This window comes from Acinetobacter pittii, from assembly GCF_034067285.1.
GTDB classification, from domain to species: Bacteria; Pseudomonadota; Gammaproteobacteria; order Pseudomonadales; family Moraxellaceae; genus Acinetobacter; species Acinetobacter pittii_E.
In genome coordinates, this window is record NZ_CP139286.1 from 3,593,213 (window position 1) to 3,618,238 (window position 25,026).

Annotated in this window: 22 protein-coding genes; 4 read left to right on the forward strand and 18 right to left on the reverse strand. The window is 34.7% G+C overall.

Going from position 1 to position 25,026, the window contains the following annotated elements; genetic code table 11:
• Positions 1-70 precede the first annotated feature (70 nt).
• Positions 71-1,219 carry an acyltransferase gene (locus SOI81_RS16980; protein ID WP_320541030.1) on the forward strand — a complete coding sequence of 383 codons (1,149 nt, stop codon included), beginning with the start codon at positions 71-73 and terminating at the stop codon, positions 1,217-1,219.
• An 80-nt stretch (positions 1,220-1,299) separates the two neighbouring features.
• On the opposite strand, the gene galE is transcribed toward SOI81_RS16980, so the two are convergent.
• From galE to tviB, 18 genes are all read right to left on the reverse strand, one after another.
• Positions 1,300-2,319, reverse strand: a complete 1,020-nt coding sequence (galE, locus tag SOI81_RS16985) for a UDP-glucose 4-epimerase GalE (RefSeq protein ID WP_320541031.1) — start codon at positions 2,317-2,319, stop codon at positions 1,300-1,302.
• The gene (gene pgi / locus SOI81_RS16990) at positions 2,312-3,982 is read right to left on the reverse strand and encodes a glucose-6-phosphate isomerase (protein WP_320541032.1); all 1,671 of its coding nucleotides are present in this window, start codon (positions 3,980-3,982) and stop codon (positions 2,312-2,314) included. The genes galE and pgi overlap by 8 nt, the downstream gene beginning before the upstream one ends.
• On the reverse strand, positions 3,979-5,241 hold the full coding sequence (udg, locus tag SOI81_RS16995) for a nucleotide sugar dehydrogenase (protein WP_320541033.1): 1,263 nt from the start codon (positions 5,239-5,241) through the stop codon (positions 3,979-3,981). The genes pgi and udg overlap by 4 nt, the downstream gene beginning before the upstream one ends.
• A 117-nt stretch (positions 5,242-5,358) precedes the next feature.
• Entirely contained in the window at positions 5,359-6,234 is an 876-nt protein-coding gene (gene galU / locus SOI81_RS17000; RefSeq protein ID WP_016142570.1) for a UTP--glucose-1-phosphate uridylyltransferase GalU, read from the reverse strand.
• Positions 6,235-6,258: 24 nt separating this feature from the next.
• Positions 6,259-6,879 (reverse strand): sugar transferase, encoded by a 621-nt coding sequence (locus tag SOI81_RS17005; RefSeq protein ID WP_025470407.1) that lies wholly within the window; start codon positions 6,877-6,879, stop codon positions 6,259-6,261.
• 12 nt (positions 6,880-6,891) lie between these two features.
• Positions 6,892-7,725, reverse strand: coding sequence for a glycosyltransferase (locus SOI81_RS17010; protein WP_320541034.1), 834 nt, complete (start codon positions 7,723-7,725; stop codon positions 6,892-6,894).
• Positions 7,725-8,549 (reverse strand): beta-1,6-N-acetylglucosaminyltransferase, encoded by an 825-nt coding sequence (locus SOI81_RS17015; protein ID WP_320541035.1) that lies wholly within the window; start codon positions 8,547-8,549, stop codon positions 7,725-7,727. The genes SOI81_RS17010 and SOI81_RS17015 overlap by 1 nt, the downstream gene beginning before the upstream one ends.
• A 4-nt stretch (positions 8,550-8,553) precedes the next feature.
• Positions 8,554-9,651 carry a hypothetical protein gene (locus SOI81_RS17020; RefSeq protein WP_320541036.1) on the reverse strand — a complete coding sequence of 366 codons (1,098 nt, stop codon included), beginning with the start codon at positions 9,649-9,651 and terminating at the stop codon, positions 8,554-8,556.
• The gene (locus SOI81_RS17025) at positions 9,644-11,071 is read right to left on the reverse strand and encodes a capsular biosynthesis protein (RefSeq protein ID WP_320541037.1); all 1,428 of its coding nucleotides are present in this window, start codon (positions 11,069-11,071) and stop codon (positions 9,644-9,646) included. The genes SOI81_RS17020 and SOI81_RS17025 overlap by 8 nt, the downstream gene beginning before the upstream one ends.
• 6 nt (positions 11,072-11,077) lie before the next feature.
• Positions 11,078-12,307 (reverse strand): hypothetical protein, encoded by a 1,230-nt coding sequence (locus SOI81_RS17030; RefSeq protein ID WP_320541038.1) that lies wholly within the window; start codon positions 12,305-12,307, stop codon positions 11,078-11,080.
• The gene (gene pseI, locus SOI81_RS17035) at positions 12,304-13,356 is read right to left on the reverse strand and encodes a pseudaminic acid synthase (RefSeq protein WP_320541039.1); all 1,053 of its coding nucleotides are present in this window, start codon (positions 13,354-13,356) and stop codon (positions 12,304-12,306) included. The genes SOI81_RS17030 and pseI overlap by 4 nt, the downstream gene beginning before the upstream one ends.
• 1 nt (position 13,357) lies before the next feature.
• Positions 13,358-13,873 (reverse strand): UDP-4-amino-4,6-dideoxy-N-acetyl-beta-L-altrosamine N-acetyltransferase, encoded by a 516-nt coding sequence (gene pseH, locus SOI81_RS17040; protein WP_320541040.1) that lies wholly within the window; start codon positions 13,871-13,873, stop codon positions 13,358-13,360.
• Positions 13,867-14,964: a UDP-2,4-diacetamido-2,4,6-trideoxy-beta-L-altropyranose hydrolase gene (gene pseG / locus SOI81_RS17045; RefSeq protein WP_320541041.1), complete on the reverse strand. Its 1,098-nt coding sequence runs from the start codon at positions 14,962-14,964 to the stop codon at positions 13,867-13,869. The genes pseH and pseG overlap by 7 nt, the downstream gene beginning before the upstream one ends.
• A 45-nt stretch (positions 14,965-15,009) precedes the next feature.
• Entirely contained in the window at positions 15,010-15,810 is an 801-nt protein-coding gene (locus SOI81_RS17050) for an SDR family NAD(P)-dependent oxidoreductase (protein WP_320541042.1), read from the reverse strand.
• Between the two features lie 4 nt (positions 15,811-15,814).
• The gene (locus SOI81_RS17055) at positions 15,815-17,437 is read right to left on the reverse strand and encodes an aldo/keto reductase (RefSeq protein ID WP_320541043.1); all 1,623 of its coding nucleotides are present in this window, start codon (positions 17,435-17,437) and stop codon (positions 15,815-15,817) included.
• Positions 17,434-18,594: a UDP-4-amino-4,6-dideoxy-N-acetyl-beta-L-altrosamine transaminase gene (gene pseC / locus SOI81_RS17060; protein WP_320541044.1), complete on the reverse strand. Its 1,161-nt coding sequence runs from the start codon at positions 18,592-18,594 to the stop codon at positions 17,434-17,436. The genes SOI81_RS17055 and pseC overlap by 4 nt, the downstream gene beginning before the upstream one ends.
• Position 18,595: 1 nt before the next feature.
• Complete coding sequence (gene pseB, locus SOI81_RS17065; RefSeq protein WP_009387362.1) at positions 18,596-19,594, reverse strand: UDP-N-acetylglucosamine 4,6-dehydratase (inverting); 999 nt, start codon at positions 19,592-19,594, stop codon at positions 18,596-18,598.
• Between the two features lie 45 nt (positions 19,595-19,639).
• The gene (gene tviB / locus SOI81_RS17070; RefSeq protein ID WP_320541045.1) at positions 19,640-20,914 is read right to left on the reverse strand and encodes a Vi polysaccharide biosynthesis UDP-N-acetylglucosamine C-6 dehydrogenase TviB; all 1,275 of its coding nucleotides are present in this window, start codon (positions 20,912-20,914) and stop codon (positions 19,640-19,642) included.
• A gap of 355 nt (positions 20,915-21,269) precedes the next feature.
• On the opposite strand from tviB, the gene wza reads away from it, so the two are divergent.
• From wza to ptk, 3 genes are read left to right on the forward strand one after another with little or no spacing between them, the layout of a single operon-like run.
• The gene (gene wza / locus SOI81_RS17075) at positions 21,270-22,370 is read left to right on the forward strand and encodes a polysaccharide biosynthesis/export family protein (RefSeq protein WP_320541046.1); all 1,101 of its coding nucleotides are present in this window, start codon (positions 21,270-21,272) and stop codon (positions 22,368-22,370) included.
• Between the two features lie 4 nt (positions 22,371-22,374).
• Positions 22,375-22,803, forward strand: a complete 429-nt coding sequence (gene ptp / locus SOI81_RS17080; RefSeq protein WP_320541047.1) for a low molecular weight protein-tyrosine-phosphatase — start codon at positions 22,375-22,377, stop codon at positions 22,801-22,803.
• A gap of 18 nt (positions 22,804-22,821) precedes the next feature.
• Positions 22,822-25,005: a polysaccharide biosynthesis tyrosine autokinase gene (gene ptk / locus SOI81_RS17085; RefSeq protein WP_320541048.1), complete on the forward strand. Its 2,184-nt coding sequence runs from the start codon at positions 22,822-22,824 to the stop codon at positions 25,003-25,005.
• Positions 25,006-25,026 lie beyond the last annotated feature (21 nt).

Sequence of the window (25,026 nt, forward strand, 5' to 3'; positions counted from 1 at the left end):
ATCCATTAATAACGTATATTAAATTTCTAAATCTAATATACGTTATCATTTTATACGTATGGCAATCAATATGTTAAATATACAGTATTATTTACTAACATTTTTTCTTATATTTTTCTTTTTTTCCTTGCCCATCCCAGTTTACAATAAAAATAAAATTATATTAAAAAATCAGAATTCAATTAATGGTGTACGTGGCCTTTTAGCCTCTCTAGTTATGTTTAGTCATTTATTCAAAGATTTAACTTTATACCAAGGAATCAAATGGAAATATGATAAAGATTATTACGAATTAATAGGATGGGGAAATCAAGCTCTAAATACAGGAAAGATTGGTGTTGCTATATTTTTTATGATATCTGGATATCTATTCTACCGCCTACTATTAAAACAGGAAAATAAATTAAATATTAAAAATTTTTTTTACAACCGCTTTACTCGAATCTATCCTTTATACTTTTTTGCAATATCATTCTGTACATTATATCTACTAAGCACAACACAATATAATTTTGATTTTCAAATATTAGAAAAATTATTAAGTTGGTTTTTATTTTTAGGTCCTTATGATGGCTTAAGAATAGTAGACATGACACATGGTGTAGAATGGACTCTTAAACTAGAAATTTTATTATATATATCAATTCCAATATTATTTTATATTTTTTCAAAAACTCAAAACTTATATTTAAGACACTTTTTTATTATATCTTCAATAGTAACTATATTTATCATTGGATATATATTAAGAGTTTATGGTAAAGTTTACATCGACCCACGTGCAGCTTTGTGTTTTTATATAGGATATATAGCACTAGAAATCAAAAAACAAAAAACTAAGGTTTTATATTCATTTTTTAATGGAAAGTTTGCGGCTTTATTATCCATCCTATTGTTTATTTCTGCATTTTTTATAAGTTCTCATAATTTTTTATATTTTTATCTAATATTTAGTTGTGGTTTTCTATTTATAAGTTTGGCTTGTGATAATAACTTATTTGGTTTACTCAGTGCTCAACCATTACAAGTAATGGGAGAAATTAGCTATAGCATCTATTTACTACATGGAATAGTCTTATACTTCTTTATTAACCTTCTTAATTATTTCGAAGTCAAAAATATCTATATTTTACTAATTCTGATACCTAGCTACTTCTACTGTGTCTATACATTATCTACTATTACATTTCTTCAAATAGAAAAAAGATTCCACAAATAATTCAAAGCCATTAAATAAAAAATGACGAATATATTTTACAAATATATTCGTCATATATTTTTATTCCTACGAAAAATATATTAAGTTTCATATCCATTGGAATTTTGCTTCTGCCAATTCCAACTATCCTTAAGCATATCTTCTAAACCATATTGCGGCTGCCAACCTAGCTCAGCAACTGCGCGAGCGTTATCGGCAAAGGATGTTGCTACATCGCCTGCTCGACGTGGTGCAAACTCAAAAGCAACAGGCACACCGTTAACTTGCTCAAATGTATTTTTAACTTGCAAAACTGATGAACCATTACCTGTGCCAATATTCCATGCACGGCAACCTGACACTTCTAATCGATTATTTAGAGCACATAAATGTGCATTCGCCAAATCGACGACATGGATATAGTCACGTACCCCAGTCCCATCTACAGTATTGTAGTCGTTACCATAAATAGATAGCTTTTCACGGCGACCTACAGCAACTTGAGTCACATAAGGCATTAAATTATTTGGAATACCTTGTGGGTCTTCACCAATACGGCCACTCTTATGTGCACCAACTGGGTTAAAATAACGTAGTAAAGCTATCGACCATTTAGAATTTGAATCTGATAGCTTTTGCAATAATTGCTCAACTATCAGTTTAGTATAGCCATAGTTATTACTTGGCATACCTGTTGGCATATCTTCATTTAATGGAGATATATTGGCCTCGTCATATACTGTCGCAGAAGAGCTAAACACAAGCGTATAGACACCTGCTTTTTCCATCGACTTAACGAGTTGAATACTACCAGCAATATTATTATCAAAATAAATCAGCGGTTTTTCCTGACTTTCACCTACTGCCTTTAAACCTGCGAAGTGAATTACAGCATCAATTGAATGATCTTGAAACACGCGATCAAGTTCATTTGCATTACGAATATCACCCTGAACAAAAACTAAACTCTTTTGTGTGATATCTTGGACTCTCGTTAAAGACTCTTCAGAACTGTTTGAAAGATTGTCAAAAACAATCACTTCATGACCAGCCTGTAAAAGCTCTACACAGGTATGTGAACCAATATAACCAGCACCACCAGTAACTAGGATTTTAGCCATCTACTTTTCCTAATAATATTTTAATTAATCCACGTGTTGAGGCATCTAATGATGAAAGATCATTTTGAACCCCATTTAAAATAGGTAATAGCTGATCAGCAATCTGCTTGCCTTTTTCGACACCCCATTGATCAAACGGGTTAATATTCCAAATTACAGACTGCACAAAAACTTTATGCTCATATAAAGCAATTAACATTCCCAAACTATATGGATTCAACTCTTTCAATAACAGGGTTGAACTCGGTTGGTTACCTTCATATTGCTTGTAAATCGGCAGTTTTTCTAATTCAGTTGAGTCTAAAGCGTCATTACCAAAGGCCAATAATCTTGATTGGGCCAAACAATTCGATAATGCAAGATGATGCTGCTCGACTAAAGCCTCTGCATTTTCAACATAGGTAAAATGGTCAGCGTTATAGCGTTGGACTGGCGCAATAAAATCACAGCTTACTGCTTGAGTTCCTTGGTGTAATAATTGATAGAAGGCATGTTGAGCATTTGGTCCAACTTCACCCCATACAATTGGGCATGTATCGAGTTCGACTTTTTGACCGTCACGTTGTACCGATTTACCATTAGATTCCATTTCAAGCTGCTGTAAATAAGCAGCGAAATACTTTAATCGACCATCATAAGGCAATACGGCATGAGTTTGAATATTTAAAAAATTATTGTTCCAAACGCCTAATAATCCCATTAAAACAGGAATATTTTGCTCATAACTTGTATTTTGAAAATGTTCATCTACTGCATGAGCACCAGCTAAGAGTTGCTGAAAACCTTCAACCCCGATACTCAACGCAATAGGTAAACCAATGCATGACCACAATGAGTAACGGCCACCTACCCAGTCCCAAAGCAGTAATTGATTTTCTGGGGCAATTCCCCATTCAGTCATTTTATCTGCTTTTGTTGATACTCCAACAAAATGACTTTTTAGAACCCGGGCATGTGTTCCCAAAGTTTTTTCAAGCCACTGTCGTACCGTTTGGGCATTTGATAAAGTATCAATCGTTCCAAAAGATTTTGAAGAAATAATAAATAGTGTTGTTTCTGGACGAAGTTGGTGGAGCAACTCCGACAACTGACTACCATCCATAGTCGATACAAAGTGAACATTTAAAGGTTTAGCCGTTTTCACTTTAAAATCTGACAACGCATGGGTGACCATTTGTGGCCCTAAATCAGAACCACCCACACCAATGTTCACAACATCTTGAATCACTTCACCGGTTGCACCGCGATATTGACCAGCATGAATCTTTTCCACTAAGGCATACATACGTTGTAACTGGCTATGGACTTGAGCCGTTAACTCTGGAAACCTCGAATAGTCAACTGGCAAGCGTAGTGCCCAATGCATTGCTGCACGTTGCTCCGTACAATTTACTTTATCTTGTGAAAAAAGACGCTCTATCCATTGATTTAATTGTTTAGTTTTCGCAAGAGCAGTCAATTGTTCCAAAATGTCTTTAGTAACACGATGCTTACTATAATCAAAAACTAATGGATCAAATTTTATAGAATATTGTTGAAAGCGATCTGGTTCTGAAGCGAACAATTCTTTTATGTGTAACTTTGAATTCTTCTCACCCATTAACTGTAATTTTAGTAAAGGTGAAACCAACTCTTTAGGAAATTTCTCGATAGATTTACTCATAAACGACCTACTCCTTCATAAGCAAAGCCCTTAGCCTTTACATATGCTGGGTCATAAATATTACGCCCATCCAAAATTAAAGGATGTTGCATCAATTGTTGTAACTGCTTAAAGTCAGGACTCCAGTACTGTTTCCATGCGGTAACCAAACATAAGGCATGTGCGCCTCGAGCAGCCTCATATTGATCAGTACACAGTACTAAATCCTTACGGTCACCATATGTAGCGGCAATTTCATCTAATGCTTGAGGATCATGCAAACGTACTGTTACACCTTGCGCCCACAATGCAGCTAATAAAATATGAATTGGCGAGTTATGTATGCTTGAGGTATTTTCTTTGAAGGATGCACCCCAAATAGCCACGGTTTTACCATTCAAATTACAATGATAATAATTCCACAGCTTACGGAATAAAATTTCTTTTTGTTGTTCGTTAATCGCCCATACCTGCTCTAACAGTCGACTTTTCGCCCCAGTTTCAGAAACAGTACTTGAAAGTGTTAAAATATCATGCGAAAAGTTTTCACCACCAAAACCGACTCCAGCAGACAAGTAAGCCGCACCAATACGTGTATCAGCCGCAATACCATGCTTCACATTAGCAATATCAATACCGAGTTTCTCCGCCACCATAGCTAAGTCATTCATATAACTAATGCGGGTCGCCAACATGCCAGAAATACTAAGTTTGGTAAACTCAGCGTCCAAGATCGGCATAAATAAGTATTGATAACTAAAGCGGAAAAATGGGCGTAACAGCTCTTGCATTGTATCCCGTGCATGATTGGATTCAACACCAACAATGACATGCTTTACATTCAATATGCTGTTAATAGCATTTCCTTCTTGAATTACATCAGGAAAATAGACCCACTCGTCTTTTGGTAAATATTGTTTTAACTGATCAGTTCCATGTAAGCCAAATGTAGAACCATTTACCATTAATCTAGGATGAACAATAGGACGTTGACTTAACTTCTCAACCGTATTTAAAGCAAGCTGAATTTGTGTAGGACTAAAACAGAATAAATAAACCTCAACATCAAGAGGAATAGCAGAAAAAGGACTTTCTTGTAGAAAACCCGATCTTCTTTGCTTATTTAAATAATTATTAACTTCTTGATCTTGATAGGAAAGTACAGAAATATTTTCTTCGCAGGTGACACTTGTGCACCAATAAATCTGATTGCCATATTCAGCCAGTAATGCTGCCATTACACCAGCGTGTAAGGTGGTTCCAAACACTGCGATTTTCATTGCACACCTGATTTTTTAATATTCTATAGACATCTCTTCCCGTTAAGGGAAGAGAATATATTGATTGTTTATTATATTCAGCAGTTTTTACAAATACTTAAGTAGAACTACACAATACTACAACTTAAGCTCTTGAATTAACTGTTTAAATTCTGACCCTAATTTAGGATGTTGAATTCCATAATGTAATACAGCTTTTAAATAACCCACCTTACTACCGCAGTCAAAAGTTTGGCCCTGCATACGATAGGCTTCAACAGTATCTGTTTCTTGTAACATCGCAATCGCATCTGTTAACTGAATTTCATTACCCGCACCTTTTGGCGTATTTTCTAAAAGGTGCATAATTTTTGCGGGTAATATATAGCGACCAACTACAGAAAGATTTGAAGGTGCAGAACCAACCGCAGGTTTTTCGACAATACCTTGCATAGCAACGCTTTCACCTTCATTAGGACTATGGTCTACATCTACAATCCCATATTGATCAACAAGGTTATCAGGTACAGCTTCTACCATAATTTGTGCGGCTTGCACGGCATCATAACGTGCAATCATACGGGTTAAATCATTTCGGCCTGAGTCATCTTTTACCAACACATCTGGTAATAACACTGCAAAATCATCTTGACCAACAATACTCTTTGCACATAAAACCGCATGTCCTAAACCTAAAGGCTGAGGTTGTCTGACACTTACAACACTCACATGAGGCGGAACAATTTGGGTAATTTCTGCAAGCAAATCAAACTTCTTTTTTTGCTCTAACGTAGTTTCTAGTTCAAAGTTTCGATCAAAATAATTTTCAATCGATGCTTTTGAAGAATGAGTCACCAAAATAATTTGCTCAATTCCCGCTTCAACCGCCTCACGTACCACATACTCAATGGCTGGGCGGTCAACAACGGTTACCATTTCCTTCGGAATTGACTTGCTTGCTGGTAAAAAACGCGTGCCTAATCCGGCTACTGGTAAAACTGCTTTTTTGATCATAATAAAGATTTCAAGATATAAAATTTACTTTACAGAAGAATCCACATTTTCTGGAGCATCATTACCCTTAAATAAAGATGGTCCAACATGTCCTGGCGCGTTAATGCCTTCACGTTTTGTCATTACCTTGACAGTTTTAAACATAATTTTAAAGTCAACCCAAACATTGTGATTGTCGACATACCATACATCACACTTAAATCGTTCTTCATAATCTAGTTCATTACGGCCACTTACCTGAGCAAGGCCTGTCATTCCTGGACGCACTTCTAAACGGCGTGCCTGCTCTGGTGAATATAATGCAACAAAGTCTTTAAGCATTGGACGAGGTCCAACTACGCTCATGTCACCTTTAAGCACATTAATCAATTGCGGCATTTCATCTAGGCTCGTAGAGCGCAATTTTTGACCAAATGGAGTTATACGAGCCTCATCTGGTAATGGGTTTCCTTCTGCATCAAAAGCATCCTTCATAGAACGGAACTTAATCATTTTAAATAATTTTCCGTCCTTTCCAGGTCGTTCTTGGTAAAAGAATATGGGTGAACCTAAATTTTTACGAACCTTATAAGCAACGATCAGAAATATTGGCGACAGAACAGTTAAAGCTATTAAAGAAATGACTATGTCTACTAAACGCTTCATATTTTCATTCACTCATTTTTTAATATCTTTACGGAGAAAGGTATTATAAATTTTACCCAATAAATTTGCTGGTAACAGTCTAAACGCAGACCGTACCAGAAACAGCATGTTAGCATATAGAGGATTTTGTAACTTTAGTTGTTTTTTTAAATCTAGTAACTGTTTTTCACTTTTAATATATTGGAAACCTTTACGACGTGCATGCATGCCATTACCAACACGAGCATATAGCAAAACATCAGCCAAGTTTGCCACTTTGTAATTGTTCCCAATCACCCGTAGCCATAAATTATAATCTTCCATGAATAAATGGTGCTGATAACCACCCAATCCTAAAATTATGTCTCGCTTATAAGCTACGGTCATATGATTAAATGGGCAACGCTTTTGTGCAAATTCTTTAATTTCCACATGTGTTACTGGCACAGATTTAAGAACATTTGCATCAGAAATATCCTGATCAAACTCCATCACTTGCCCACTAAATAAAACAACCTCAGGATTCAGTTTTATAAAAGCAACCTGTTTTTCAAAACGATCTGGAGTACAAATATCATCCGTATCCATACGAAAAACCCATTCATAACTGCATTGTTTCAAACCTTCATTTAATGCTTTTCCAAGCCCAACATTTTGAGGTAGCCCAACTACTTTTAAGCAACCACCAATTTTTAACTGCCACTTTTGTACATATGCATCAAGCTCATCCCCAATTGGACCATCTAAAACTAATACAATTTCACTAGGTTTTAAGCTCTGATTATCCCAAATGCTTGCAAAGCATTTTTCTAGGTATTCGGGCTTTTCTTTAAAATATAAAGATAACAATACAGAAAACTGCAACATTAGAAATTCACCCTTTCATAATATTTTAACTGATTATCAATATCCACTTTCCTAGCAAAAAAAGGGGAATGTGTATTTTTGAGCTTTAACAACTGATCAGCATTTAAGTAAATAGGATTATTTCCATTATTATATCTCTTATCAAAAATAATATATCTATTGTTACCCTTCAAACTAATATTATCTCTGAGACCAGCTTTTACAACTATATATTGGAAGAAATGCTCATCAGGATTTAATCTATACTTAAATAATGAAATATCTCTATCTGTAATTGAATTTAAAATAATTTTCAATTCTTCTCTACGAATTGAAAACCAATTACTTCCAAACCAGAAATCTTTTTTGGTAATAAAAATTTTATCTAATATCTTCAAAGAAAAAGTAAATAGTTTACCTACTAGCTTACGTTGCCATCTAGTCTCAACATGCGGAGCAAAAAATCTTACACGATATCTATGCCGAGGAGAGTTCGTAAGTTCCATAAAAATATTAGAATTACTCCAAGTTAAAGTTTCAGATAAATTTTTATTTGTTGATAGAATAACGTCTTCACCACTTACTACATGAAAAAATTCAGAATCTGAATTATGGAATACAAAAGAAAGTAAATTGAGAGTAGCTTGTACTTGCGAAAATCCTCCCCACTTAACATCTACTCTTAAATCATCTTTTAAAAAATATAAATTTTTAATTTCAGGATTAACAAAATTAGTCTTTATATCCATATGGACAAAAAAATCAATTTGCTGATTATCTCTTGCTAAACCTTCAAAATATTTTATAGGTTTATGAGCCATAATTAAAATAGCTATTTTTCCCATACATTCACCCAGGATTCTTCAAACTATAACTTTTAGACAAAAGATTGTAAAAATTCATAAATAAAAAAATAGATAATAGTAAATTTCCATTAAAAATATTCTCAGAGAAGCAGAAACATACAAAAATTATAAACGTTGTTTTTATTTTATAATCTTTCTCCTTTCTTATAAAAATAAGAACCCAAATTAAAAATAATATATATAAGAACCAGCCTCCTTTAATCAAAATATTACTTAAAGCAGAGTCGACAAAGAAATCCATTGAACGGGGGAAAAAACCTACTCCCCCATACTCCATATACAAACGACGGATTTCGGATAGCCTTGTAGTAAATAATAAATCTAAATTAATCCCTTTAAATGTCCATATACCTTTAGAGATAAAAACAATAATTACAAATGGAAATAGCAATAGGGAAGTAAAGAAAGAAATACTAATTATTTTATTAAAAAAATTATTTTTCATAAAAATTATTAATAGAAAAAATAAAATACCTAAAAAAATAGAAGTTTTAGATACAAAATAAAAACTTGAAGACAAAAATAAAAATAATGAAAATATTAATGCCACTCTATCTTTTAACAGAAATGAAATAAAAACACTCTGTAATATAAATAATGAGCCAGGATTTGGATTAGAAAAACCTAATGATTGCCGTATACCAGCAGCATAATCTCCATTTGCATCATAAATAGTATTTGGCATGACTCCTAAATTATATAAAAGTAGAATTGATAAAAAACCAAGAATTGATATTCTGTTTACCCATACTAAAATTTTCACCTTATCTTCTTTATAAAAAGTTAATAAATAAGTATAAAAAATTAATGAAACAATAATGAGATAAGATATTGCTGTAAAAAAACTATCAAACAAGCTTAAAAAAATAGCTGCTAATATAAAGAATATTATTGTATTTTTATGTATACCATTACTAATAAAAACGCATAACAACAAGATTCCTACAATTGAAACCCTAGCTACATTTAAACAAAAATAAAATAAATCATTAGTAATTAAACCACTAAAAGAAAAAGAAGCTATGTATATATACATACATAAAAAAAGAAAAATTGCCGATAGCATATTTTGTCTATACATCACTCACCTCAGTATTATTTTCAATAGAATCTAAAATACTAGTAGCAATTCTACTTAAAGAGGGTTGTGATAAATCGAATATATTTACTTTTCCTTTTTTACAATACCTATAATATGAAATAAAACTATTTTTAACAGGTAAAATTTCTTTAGGAGTTATATTTCTTATATCTTTAAAATTTATACGATAAACATTTGGAAAGTTTTCATAGAACACTCTTCCTAACATATAAACTGGTTTTCCTAAAAGTAAGGCTTCATAACCTGCCGTACTATTAACTGTAATCACCCCTTCCGACTTTAAAATTAATTTTTTAATATTTACATCAAAATTAACTAAACGAACATTCGGTAATGCACTCACCTTTTTATAAAATTCATAATTTTGGACTCCTTTTGCACTTCTATGATCTTTTACATAGAGATATGTACCAAATGGTAAATTATTTGAAATATTAATAATATTACTATATTCATTAGTATATTCAGGGGCTAAAACAGAAGTTGAAGACTCCGGATGAAAATGAATTGGATAAACAAAAAAACTTTCTTTAGCTGCACATAGGTCCAACTCATTATTATCTATATAGAATTTTTGTGATTTTTTTGTATTTAAATATCTTTTAATATTTACTCGAAGTGCTTTAAATGGAACAGCAAAAGGGTTACCAAATTGATAATCATAATAATATTTATATTTAAATCCAATCGTAAATAGACGAAAGGCTTTAAATACTTTATTTAACTTCACGATACGAGAAATTGCAATATTATCTAATCCATTCTGCATCATATAGTCTGGTTGAATATCTACAATACTTTTTTTATAGCTTTCAAACCATTCAATTTCTTGATTAGTTGCTGGTTTCTTAGAAAGTTTTTCTAACTTTTCAAGCTCCTCATCTATAATTGAATTATGTATCTCAAAATGATTAGGTAAACGTGACCCTATTAATCCAATGTATTTTTTTCCATTTTTCTTACATTGTATGTAAGCAGTATAGGCAAAACTATTTGAAATATTTTCATATAAAACAAAATCTATTCTTTTATCTTTTATAATTTTATCAAAAAAGCTATCCAAGTTTATTTTAACATTGAGCCAATAGTTTTTATCTTTATTTAGATTAAAATCATGTGTTAAAAACCTATCATAATCTGAGTAAAAGTAATCTCCCCAATACCCTTGATTTGCAGTATTTGTAACTACTAGATTTTTATTAAAATTTTTCTCTAGATAGCTATCAAAAAAGAAGCTATTTTCACTATTATCTAGTTCAGGTAAAGGCTCAAGATATTTAGAGCGGTGTGAATCTATAGCAAAATAAATATTGTGCCCACGACTTTCTATTTCTTTAGCTAATGCATAGTAGAAATATTTATAATTTGGAGCAGAATTTATCAGTATTAAAAAATTCATCGCTTATCAGACCTGATCTTTTTCGAGTGAGAAAATTACTTTTATTATCAATATTGAAATAAAAGCACAACATAGGCCGTAGGCCACAGCAACAGAAACTCCCCATGCTATAAAAGCGAGAGTACTTAAGGCAAATATTCCTAGTCCTAGGATATGTGATACAACAATTTTCTTATCTTTATGTTTTGCATACAAAATATAATGCGGAACCATGCTAATGCAATAGATTATATTAGCAAACAATACAACGTAGAAAATATGTTTATATGCATAGTAAATATCTTTTCCTATCCAATGTAAAAAATAGGGAAAGCAAGCAACCAGCACTAACGATATAGCTAAACTAAGTCCTAATGACTGAAAGAACATTTTTTTAATTAATTTTCTGAATTCTCTTGGATTATTTTTTTCTTGAATCATCTGTGGATAAATAAAAGAAAAAACGCCTGTTTCTAGAAAACTAATTAATGCATTTGTTAATCCAATAAATAGAGAATAGGCAGCAATAACTTCAAGTCCCTCAAGATGTTCTAACCATATACGGTCTATAGTTGTAATGGCTCTCAGAATTAAGGTAGAAAATAATAAAGGTAAACAAATTTTTAAGCCTCTTTTCAGCCAGTCTTTTTTTATTTGTAGTCCTTTCTCGAATATTAGGCCTTTTCTAAGCAAAACCCATGATAAGAAAAATGCTATTACATCAAAACTTATCCATGCATATAAAATACTGTCTAATCTTTTTGGCACTAGTGAAAAAAACATGCAGGCTATAATAGAGTAACACCAAAGTCCACTTCTAATAAAAAGTAAATTATTGGCTAACACTACTTTTTTATCAATAATCAAAAGTCGCATTAACTCTTGATTTAAATGTTCAAAAACAATTAAAAAAACTAAAAAATATAACCACTTAAGCGGTATAGAATAACTGACAAGAAAAAGGATAAGTGGTAAGATAGTAATATAAGCAAAGAATATTAAAAAACTTTGGCTTTTTAAAAAGCTACCCCATTCTTTTTTTTCTTTTAATACAAGCTCTCGTGTAGAAAATGTATAAAAGTCAAAACCTACTGCATATAGAGAGTAGCTCACTAATACGACAATTAGGCCATAGATGCCGACCTCTTCAGCACTAAGAAATTTTGCCATATAAAAAAGTAAAATAAACTTGCCTAAGAGTGTCAATGCTCGAATAGACAAGTTTATTAATGGTGCTAGTTTCCAGCTAAGAATCATTTGCTAATAGTTTCTAACTTTACTGGCATATTTACACTTACATCCTGTATTACTTTTTTACCTAAAATTTCATCATAAAATTTAGGTGGTAGTCCATAGCCAGGACGGACACTACGGATGCTAGACTCATCAATCACATCACCCGCTTTTAAGTCTTTTACAAAGTAAAGCGAACGTCTAAATTGAGCATTACCTTGTTCACTAGACTTTCTTCCATAGTCAACACCACCAAGAGCTTGCCATGCGGTTTTTGCAGATTGACATAAGTGTTGCAACTCTTTTGGTTCTAAAGAGAAACTATCATCTGGTCCGCCACCATTACGATCAAGAGTAAAGTGTTTTTCAATTAAACATGCACCTAATGCCACAGCAGTAATTGCAGTTGTGTTATCTAAAGTATGATCAGACAATCCAATTGGGACATCAAATGATTTCGCCATATCAACCATAGTGAGCAAATTATAATCTTCTGCAGGAGCAGGATAACCACTCACACAATGTAAAACCACAAGCTCTTTACATCCACCATCGTAAGCAGCTTGAATTGCCTCACCAATTTCTTCTTTATCTGCCATGCCTGTAGAGATAATCATTGGTTTACCAGTTGAAGCTACATATTTAATTAGTGGTAAGTCAACCGCCTCAAAAGAAGCAATTTTATATGCGGGAGCATTAAGATCTTCAAGTAAATCTACTGCTGTCCGGTCAAATGGAGAACTAAAAATGGTAATGTCTAAAGCACGAGCATGTTCAAAAAGAGGTTTATGCCATTCCCATGGCATTTGAGCTTTTTGATAGAGTTCATATAAAGATTGACCATCCCATAAACCACCACGAATCATAAACTCTTCATTTTGGCTATTAAGCGTAATAGTATCTGCACTATATGTTTGCAGTTTGATCGCATCTGCACCGCAACGCTTTGCTTCTTCAATAATTTTTAGGGCTGTTTCTAAACGTCCGTTATGGTTTGCTGAAAGCTCAGCAATTACATAGGGTGGAAAGTCTGTACCAATATTACGGTTATTAATTGTAATTTTTTTGCTCATATCATTTTTCCTCTAGCCACTCTTTTCGTAGCAAACCGAACTGATGTATATCAAATTCGCCACGTTCATCTTTAAAATGTTTTCTCAATAAACCTTCTTGCAAAAAGCCCATTTTTTTGTGAAAACTCAATGATTTTTCATTGAAATCTAAAACTTGACCAAAAACTTTTTCAATCTTAAGTTGCTCAAATGCAAAATCTAGTGCAGTACTGCCCAATAAATGACCCATTCCCTTTTCAGCTTGAGGTTTTATATAAAACCCCCACTCATAAACTGAACTGTTGGGAACTGCAATAAATGAAATATAACCTTGGGGCTGCTGCTGATATTCAAAGATGAAAAATAATCGATCAGTTCTTTCTTTGTTACGCTCAAACCAAGCAAGGTGATCACTTAAAGCAATGATATCTGAATTGATCATCCATTTACGAATTTCATCATGATTACGCCATTGCAAAACCATTTCCAGATCATTTGCATTTAACGCTCTAAGCTGCGCATTCTTCTTATCTAACATGCATTAAACTCTTCGGAAAAAATAGTTTTCAATAACAAATCTGTACCTAAACCTTCTGTAATAGATAAAGCCTTTTGATGCATTATGCTTAAGTGCATTTGATTAAACTGCTGCAATGTCATTAACAATTTCTCGTTAAGCTCTGTTTGATCGAGAGAGACTGCTCCCCCTAAATCATGCAAATATTTTGCAATCATTTTTTGGTTATCTGCCATACAGACCATTATTGTAGGTAGTCCTAAACAACATCTTTCCCAAGCTGTACTTCCTGCAGCACCAATTGCCAAATCATGTTCAGCCATTAAATCAGCCATATTATTGGCATTAATGAGAACCGTACTATGAAACGGGAGTTTTTTTGATAACTCCACAACTGACTCTTTCCATGGCGCATTAATCCCCATCACAACCGTAACAGATAAATGCTGTCGTTGTTGACTATGAGATAAAAGCTCTAATACTGTTCCTGTTAAGTTATCTTTATCTATCCCACCTAAATTTACTAAAATACGTAAATTTTCGTGATTATAAGATTTCGGATGTTGTTCTAACCATAATCTTTTTGTACGAAACTCTGGGCGTAATAAAGCGTAGCTTGGCCCCGTTAAATGACACCCTTTCCGTTTATTGAGTTTCGCATAGTCTTCAGGTGTATTGGCTAAACCACAATCTAAAATAATATTGGCATCATGTTGTCGGTTCGCCAAATCATCAATTGCAACAATCCAATTAACCTGTTGGCGCACAATTTGTTGCCATACAATTGAAAGACCGTAGTGATCTACGATCATCCAGTCTACGGGTTGTTCTTTCAAAATATCTAATGTTTCTTGGGCATCTTGTTGCTCGGTCACTCCTAACCAACGTTGATATTCTGACAAACTATCGGAGTTGTTTAGAGCTGGTTCAGGTAAAACATAGACCATATAACCATGTTGGCGCACAAACTCAATCAGATTACCTTGATGTTGCCGACAAATAAAATAACTTTCATGGCCTTGTTTCACCAAGGCATCAGCAATAGATAAACAACGAACTACATGGCCTGAGCCTATATGTAAAGAAGCATCAGCTCTAAAACAAAACTTCATCTTTATACATCTATTAAGTTTTTGCATACAGCAAATTATTTTTAATTACCAACTTGTCCACCCACCATCGACAACGATATTGGCACCGTTTACATAAGAGGAAGCAGGAGAGGCTAAAAATAATACTGGTCCTTTTATTTCTTCTGAACGCCCTATACGCCCCATTGGCACTTTTTTACTCAACATATCAATGAATAAGGGATTTGAATTTTGTACTTGGTCCGAAGGAAATGGTCCAGGAGAAACAGCATTTACTCGAATCTTTTCAAGTCCAAACTCACATGCTGCATATTTAGTCCATTGCAATAGGGCTGCCTTTGCAGCACCGTAGAATGGAGGATTTACTTGACTAGATGATGCATAAATCTTCGGATCTGGACTTACCATGGCATACATAGAAGATATATTAATAACCGATGCATCCTTACATTGCGCCACAGCTAATCTTAAATTTGGGAGTAATGCTTGCATAAGACGGTGAGCAGCTACTAATGAAGTATTATAACTTTCAAGATAGGATTGTTCTTTACTTACTTCAATATTACCCGCACCTCCAGCGTACGCATTATTAATAAGAATATGTAAAGGCTCATCTTGTAATGTATAAGCAAATGAACGAACTGCAGTCTCAGAAGACACATCAAATACTGCACATTCTGCATGCAAACCCTTAGCTTGGATTTTATCTACCAACCTTTGACAATTAGCTCGTGATCGGGAATTTATAAATACTTTCGCACCTGCCTCTGCTAGAGCAAATGCCATAGAAGTTCCCAAATAGCCCACTGCACCTGTAATTAAAGCTGTCTTTCCTTTTAAAGAGAAAATTTCTATGCCATGTGTCATAAATTTAGCTCCAAAGTGCAGGATTTAAGGTTTTTTCTTGAAGTTTAGGTCTAGAGCTTAAAATTGAGTCAATTTCCTCAGGTGAAAGACCAGGCAAACACATGACTTTTATATTTTCTAAAAGTTGTGCTGTTGTCTCAACCCCTACAACAACTCCATCAACCCATTCAAGTGAATTAACAAATTTCAGGCAAAACTCCATAATGGATGACCCTTGAATTAGATGACGTTGTTCTTCTAACCAATTCAAAACTGACTCAGCATGTTCAACATGAGCCCGTTGCCAATATGCTTTATTTGTACTAACTAATAAACCTTGTAATAAAGTACTACGAACGTGAATTTTTAAATCTCGCACTTGCTTCTGAGCCATAATTTTAGATACAAGAGTATCCCAGCGCCAATCTAATACATTGTAAGGCAGCTGAATAATTTCAATTTCAGCTATTGTTAAAACTTGCTCCAATTCCTCAGGAGTTTGGACAGAAACTCCTAAAGATTTTATAAGTTTTTGTTCTCGATGAAATAAAAGCCTAGACCAAACTCTCCCTTCACAAACTAGCATTTGTGAAGCTCGATGTAACATAAGTATATCCAATACTGAAGTATGCAATGCAGTACATGATTGATAAATACTAGAGTCAACAAAAGCGTCTATATTTAAACCATTAATCTCTAAAGATTCATCTATCGTAGGTGACAATTTAGTAATAACTTTTGCTCTTCCTTGCCAACCAGCCTTCAAGGTATTTCCAATAACCTCTTCACTATCACCATAAGCACGAGCAGTATCTATAAATTCAGCCCCATTGATGATTGCTGTCTTAACAATACCTTCCGCAACAGCTTGACTTGGCTTGCCTTCCGTATTTGCTATACCATAATCTAAACCTAATTGAGCAGTGCCCAATACTAGCTTCTTAGCAAGATTTTTTTGTTCAGGTTGATAAAAATTCAACTCTTCTAGTTTTTTTGCCAAAGACAACGCAGATTCTTGTACAGGACAATCAATATTTAATAATAGTTGCTGTATTACTAAATAATCATCTAAACAATCTATTGTGCAACGATAATTACCTAGATTTAGTGTTCTATACTTAGCAAAATAATTCTCACCAAATTTACGTTTAACAAAGGGAGTTACATGCTCTAAATCAAATTTATCATTTGTAGAAACTACTGCTTCACGTAAATGCTTCAATTTAGTTAATTCTACACTCATACCATACGGCAAACCAGACTGCTCACCATTACAACATGAATACTCCAAATTACGTTCAATAAAATCTTTTTCAATTTCATCTAATAATAAACCATCGGGGAGAACATTATCTGCTGTCAATCTAAACACTAAAGTATCATCATTATAGTGTTCTAAGGCCGATACTATCCGTAGCAGAGTGTTATTTAAACTTCCTCTGTAACATGAAATCTCATATTTTTTTAAAGCATTAGCTAAAGCATCATCGGTTCTTTCATTAGAAGTCGCAACTATAACAGGACGCCCCGTATTACTCGCACGTTTAGCAGCCAATACCACCACAGGCATTCCGGCTAAATGCAATAATACTTTACCTGGTAACCTTGAGGAATTTGTTCGAGCTTGCAGAACTACAACGCTATTCAAACCAACACCTCTTTGAGTATTTGATAGACATACTGAATTTGCTCATCAGTCAAATCAGGGAACATTGGTAAGCTAATAGCCGCCTCGTAATAAGCCTCAGCTTCAGGGAAGTCCCCTTGCTTAAAACCAAGCTGCTCATAATAAGGTTGAGTATGTACTGGAATATAATGTACGTTGACACCAATACCTTTCTCTCGCAACGTTTCAAAGATTTCTTTACGCCCTTTGCTCAACTCATCAAGTTTTAAACGGATAACGTATAAATGTAATCCTGAGTATGTTTCTGGCAATTGATAAGGCGTAATTAAGGGTAAATCTTTTAATAATTCATTATATTTTTTTGCAATTTCATGTCGTTTAGCCACAAAAGCCTCTAGACGGGTCAATTGTGTAACACCCAGAGCCGCTTGTAACTCAGTCATACGGTAGTTATAACCCAACTCTACCTGCTGATAATACCATGGGCCTTCTGAAGGTTTAGTCATAAACTCAGGGTTACGAGTTACACCATGACTACGTAATAAATCGATTTTCTTGGCTAACTCTTCATTATTAGTAAGTGCCATTCCACCTTCAGCAGTCGTAATAATTTTGACAGGATGAAAGCTGAAGATTGTAATATCAGAGTACCGGTTAGAACCAATATAATTTTCTTTATATTTACCGCCAATGGCATGGGATGCATCTTCAATAATACTAAAACCATACTCTTGAGAAAGCGCATAAATTTTTTCCATATCACATGGCTGCCCACATAAATGTACAGGCACGACAATCTTAGGTAATTTATTATTTTGTTTTGCAACCTCTAGTTTTGCTTTTAAAGCATCAACTGAAAGGTTATAGGTATCTGAGTCGATATCAACGAAATCAACATCAGCTCCACAATATAAAGCACAATTTGATGAAGCAACAAAGGTAATAGGAGACGTCCAAAGAACATCTCCTTTTTTCAATCCCAATGCCAAACAAGCTACATGTAGAGCTGACGTCGCGCTATTCATAGCAAAGGCATATTTAGCCCCTACCAGATCTGCAACTGATTTTTCAAACAATGGAACTTGCGGTCCTTGTGTCAAAAAGTCAGATTGAAGAACCTGAATAACTGCATCAATATCTGCCTGATTTATATTTTGTTTGCCATATGGGATGAACATTTTAGATATTTCCTACTTTCTCAGCGTTTTCAGTTAACCATTTTTGTAAATCTTCTGGACTCATCCATTCAGTATTATTATCACTAGAATAGTGGAAACCTTCTGGGACTCTCTTACCGTCTTTAATACGTTCTGCCGTCTCTGCCCAATCATTAATTACAGGCAAGATTTTATAATGTTCTGGATATTCATAAGTATAATAAGCATCTTCGACACTAATCATTTGCTCATGTAATTTCTCACCAGGTCGAATCCCAACGACTTCTTGTTTTGCTTCTGGTGCAACAACATTAGCAAGCTCTGTTACTTTCATTGAAGGGATTTTTTTCACATAAATCTCGCCTCCAACCATATCTTCAAACGCATGCCAAACAAGCTCTACACCTTGCTCTAAAGAGATCATGAAACGTGTCATGCGGTCATCAGTGATTGGTAAAATACCTTTATCTTTAATTGACATAAAGAAAGGAATAACCGAACCACGAGAACCCATTACATTACCGTAACGAACAACTGAAAATTTCGTACCATGCTCACCAGAATAGGCATTACCAGCAACAAACAATTTATCAGAAGCAAGTTTTGTTGCACCGTATAGGTTAATTGGACTACTTGCTTTGTCTGTTGAAAGAGCCACTACACCTTTTACATTTTTATCAATACAAGCATCAATTAGATTCATTGCGCCATTAATATTTGTTTTGATACATTCAAATGGGTTGTACTCGGCAGTTGGTACAATCTTTGTTGCTGCCGCATGTACTACATAATCAACACCATCTAAAGCACGATATAAACGTTCTTTATCACGTACATCACCAATGAAAAAACGAACACGGCTATCGTCTTTAAACTTCTTTGCCATCTCCCATTGTTTCATTTCATCACGAGAAAAAATAATTATTTTTTTAGGATTATATTTTTCCAATGTCATAGGAACAAATGTATTACCAAAAGAACCTGTTCCACCAGTTACTAATATTGTTGAGCCTTGTAACATCTCTTCCTCATTTTTTAAACAAATTAAATTATTAATTAAATAAAATCAAAGTCTAATATTGGTCTCTGATTTATCTAAAACATACTTCAAGTCATAGAGTACGTGTTTCTCTTTGCCTAAGGCATGAAACTCTTGTGCACTCATAGATTTAAACTGATTATGTGCTACGGCAATGACGATCGCATCATACAAGCCTTGTTGTAATTCTTTAATTGGCGCTAAACCATATTCGTGTTGTACTTCTGTATCATTGACCCAGGGATCATAGATATCTAAATCTAGATCATACTCTTTAAGAGCTTTAATAAAGTCAACAATTTTTGTATTACGAATATCTGGGCAGTTTTCTTTAAAACTGAGGCCCATTACTAAAATACGTGCACCAATCACTTGTATACGCTGCTTCACCATTTCCTTAATGAGTTGCGTCGCTACATGTTCACCCATACGGTCATTTAAGCGGCGAGCTGCTAAAATAATTTCCGGATGCAATCCAATAGATTGGGCTTTATGGGTCAAATAATACGGATCTACACCAATACAGTGTCCACCTACCAACCCAGGACGAAATGGTAAAAAGTTCCACTTCGTTCCAGCGGCTTTAAGGACTTCTTCAGTATCAACACCTAACTTATTAAAAATAAGAGCTAATTCATTAATAAGAGCAATATTGACATCGCGCTGAGTGTTTTCAATCACTTTAGCTGCTTCAGCAACCTTTATACTCGGTGCTTTATGTGTTCCCGCCTCAATAATCAGCTTATAAACGTCATCAACATAGTCAGCTACCTCAAGAGTTGAACCTGAAGTAATTTTTAAAATATTAGTTACACGGTGAAGCTTATCACCTGGGTTAATTCGCTCAGGACTATAACCTGCAAAAAAGTCTTGATTAAATTTTAAACCTGACACTTTTTCTAAAACAGGGATACATACTTCTTCTGTCGCACCTGGATATACGGTAGATTCATAAACCACCACATCCCCTTTTTTAAGCACTTGACCAATACTAGTTGAAGCTTTAACTAGTGGAGTTAGGTCAGGTTGTTTAAAGTCATCAATGGGCGTTGGAACGGTTACAATAAAAAAGTTACAGTCATTTAATTCGTTTAGGTTTGCGGTATAGCTTAACTGAACTGCTTGCTGTAATTCTTGTTTAGAAACTTCTAAAGTATGGTCTTTACCACTTTTAAGCTCATCAATACGTTTTTGATAAATATCAAAACCCACGACTGGTACTTTTTTCCCAAACTCAACTGCCAATGGTAAGCCTACATAGCCCAACCCAATAATTGCTATTTTTAAATTGGCAATTTGCATATAAACGAGCCTTTTTCCTTAGAGTTTATATCTAATAAATCATGCTTTTGGCACTGACAATGCAGCGTACTATATCAGATTTTTAGTTATCCCCGCACATCAATTGTATAAATGTGTTTACAACATTTATAAGTAGAATCGATGAGTTTAGCTAAAATAATACATTTTTAATATTTCTGGTAAATGACTATAGCTTAGATGCTCCTATCAGATAAACTAAACATACAAAGCACTACGATTTTTCGGTGTTTTTTCATTTCTTTTCAGCTAGAATCTGTTCATCCTGCGTTTAATAGATACTTGTTAGTATGCAGTGAACAATATCAATTAAAGATAAATACACAAAGGGTTGCGTGTGAAGTATTGCCAGTTTTTTTCTGTTCTTGCCTTAAGTTTGAGTGCCGCTAGCTGTGCAGTCACTTCTGGTTTACAAACTTACGATATTCCAAATGAAGGCTTTTATAGAACCGACCTTGGAACTACCGTTAATGTGGTTAAAATTTCTCAAGAAACTCTACCAGCAATTCAGCCTGCTCAAATCGATTATCAACGTGACTACGCAGCATTATTTAAAAACCAGCAATCTATTTACCGCTTAAGCCCAGGGGATGTTCTCTCTATTCAACTTTGGGCGTATCCTGAAATTACACCACCTGTAAATAATATTAGTAGTGAACAATCTATTCAGGCCAATGGTTATCCTATTGACCAAAGTGGTTATATTCAATTTCCATTGGTAGGTCGTTATAAAGCTGCCGGTAAGTCACTTGCTCAAGTTAACCGTGAGCTTCACAACCAACTTTCTCGTTTCTTAAAAAATCCTGATGTAGTTGTCCGAGTACTATCTTATGAAGGTCAACGCTTCTCTGTGCAAGGAAGTGTCACTAAAGGCGGCCAATTTTATTTAAGTGATCAACCTGTCAGCATTTATACTGCATTAGGTCTGGCAGGTGGCGTTACTACCACAGGTGATAATACGTATATTCAACTGATTCGTAATGGCCGAACTTATAATTTAAATACAATCGATTTAGAAAAAGCTGGGTATTCACTACATAAACTATTAGTTCAGCCCAATGATACGATTTATGTGAGCACACGCGAAAACCAGAAAATTTATGTCATGGGTGAGTCAGGTAAGAACCAAGCTTTACCTATGCGTGACCAAGGCATGACCCTAACGGACGCGTTAGGTGAAAGTTTAGGGATTAACCCGAACTCGGCAAGTGCGAGCCGAATTTATGTAGTACGCACTAATCCAAATGATCGCACAACAGAAATTTATCATTTAAATTTAATGAGTATTGGCGACTTTGGTTTAGCCAATCAGTTTAGACTACGTAGTAATGATATTGTCTATGTTGATGCGACTGGCTTAACCCGTTGGCAACGTGTTATTAACCAAATTATTCCATTCTCAAATGCGTTATATAACATAGACCGTTTGGGACAATAATATTATGCAAATTAAGAACATTCTGGTTGTTTGCATTGGAAATATTTGCCGTAGCCCTATGGCCGAATACTTCTTGAAACAGCAATATCCTCAGTTAAATATTGAGTCTGCTGGGATTTCAGGGCTTGTGGGACATCAGGCAGACAATAAAGCACAACTTTGTATGCAACGCTTAGGGATTGACATGCAACCGCATGTAGCACGTAAGCTTAGTGCTGAACATATTAGAAAAGCTGACCTTATTTTGGTCATGAGTCATAACCAGCAAAAGCATATTGAACAAACTTGGCCCTTTGCAAAAGGTAAAACCTACCGCTTAGGGCATTGGCAGAATAGAAACGTGCCAGATCCGTATCAGCACGATCAAGCTATTTTTGATGAAACCTGCCAACTTATTCAACAGTGCATTGCTGATTGGAAACCTTATATTTAACGCCAAGATTTTAAACTTATGAACCAAAATACAAACACCGAAGATACAATTGATTTAAAAGAATTGTTTTTTTCACTGATTGCTCAGTGGAAGCTAATCGCACTCTGCATTATTTTGAGCCTTGTATGTGCACTGCTCTATTTACGTGTAACACCAGACACCTATTCGGTTGATGCTTTGGTTCAAGTTGAAGACAGTAAAGGGGCTTCTGCCGCACTTTTAGGCGATTTGTCGCAAATGATTGAGCAAAAATCGCCTGCTCAAGCTGAAATTGAAATTTTAAAGTCTCGTCTGGTCTTGGGTTCAGTCATTAAAGACTTACATCTGAATGTACAAGTTTCCAGTACTGAAAATACGCTTACTCATCGCTTATTAAGCGATACTGACTATAAAACTGAATACACTAAAAAATCAGTTTTATTTAAAGATGGCTTAAAAAGTTTTGAAATTCGTGAGTTTGAAGCTCCAGCATTTTATTTAGACAAAAATTTACTACTTAATTTTGATAAACAATCTGTACGTTTAACCGACCCAGACACAGAGGAAGTACTATTAACTGTTCCTTTAAATCAAGCTAACCATGTTGCGGGTCCCCATGGGCTTTGGAAAATTGCCATCTTTACGAAAGATCAATTTGATGCCACTTATAATATTAAAAACTCATCTATACCTGCCGCTGTAAACGCACTTAGCTTAAATTATTCAGTTGCAGAACGCGGTAAGCTGACTGGTGTTTTAGGCTTAAATTATCAGGGTCAAGATAAAGAACATATCACTAAAGTCCTAAATGCGATTTTGGTGACTTATAGTGCACAAAATATTGAACGTCGCTCAGCTGAATCTGCCCAAACCTTAAAGTTTTTGGATGAACAACTGCCCGAACTTAAGAAACAATTGGACGATGCAGAACGTCAATTTAATAAATTCCGTCAACAATACAACACAGTTGATGTGACTAAAGAGTCTGAGCTGTATTTGACTCAGAGTATTACTTTAGAAACTAAAAAAGCCGAGCTTGAACAAAAGCAAGCTGAAATGGTCGCAAAGTATACTGCCGAACATCCTGCAATGCGTGAGATTAATGGACAGCTTGCAGCCATTAATAAACAAATTGGCGAATTAAATAGCACACTAAAACAATTGCCGGATGTACAACGCCAATATTTACAGCTCTACCGTGAGGTAGAGGTGAAAACTCAGCTCTATACGGCACTTCTCAACTCTTATCAACAACTTCGCATTGCCAAAGCTGGTGAAATTGGGAATGTCCGTATTGTTGATACTGCTGTTGAACCAGTGGAGCCAATTAAGCCGAACAAACTGCTCGTACTAATTTTATCTATTTTTGTTGGTGGTTTTATTGGAGCCTTAATTGCTCTACTACGTAATATGTTACGTAGTGGTGTGAAAGATTCTGGTCAAATTGAAAATGACCTAGATTTACCAGTTTACGCAACTGTACCTCGCTCTCCAATTCAAGAAAGTCGTATTAAAATTTTAAAGAAGAAGAAGAGCATTCCTATTCTTGCTGTTAAAAACAGTGATGATATTGCTATCGAAAGCTTACGTAGCATTCGTACAGCCATCCATTTTGCTTTAACTAATGCTAAGAATAATATCATTATGATTGCTGGCCCTTCTCCAGAAGTAGGCAAATCATTTATTTCGACGAATCTTGCAACGATTTTTGCGCAAGGTAATAAACGCGTCTTGCTCATTGATGCTGACATGCGCCGCGGTTATATGCATAAGTACTTCGATGTAGATGTAAAACCTGGTCTTTCTGAACTACTAAGTGGACAGGCAGACTTTCAACAGGTTCTCCACAAAACTCAAGTTGCTAACTTAGATGTGATTACTCGTGGTAAGAGCCCAACGAACCCTTCGGAAATCTTAAGCTCTAATCAGTTTAAAGATTTGCTAGAAAAGGTTCAAAGTGAATATGACCACATCATTATTGATACTCCACCTGTCCTTGCAGTAACCGATGGTATTATCATTTCGCAATATACAGGTGTGAACTTAATTGTTGCGCGTTATGCTAAATCGCAAATGAAAGAGCTTGAATTAACGCTTAATCGCTTTGAACAAGCAGGTGTTAAAGTCAACGGCTTTATTCTTAACGACATTCAACGTGCGAGTGCGGGTTATGGTTATGGCTATAACTATGCTTACGCATATAAAGCGCAAAAAGAAGATTAACCGAAAAGTAATAAGAGAACC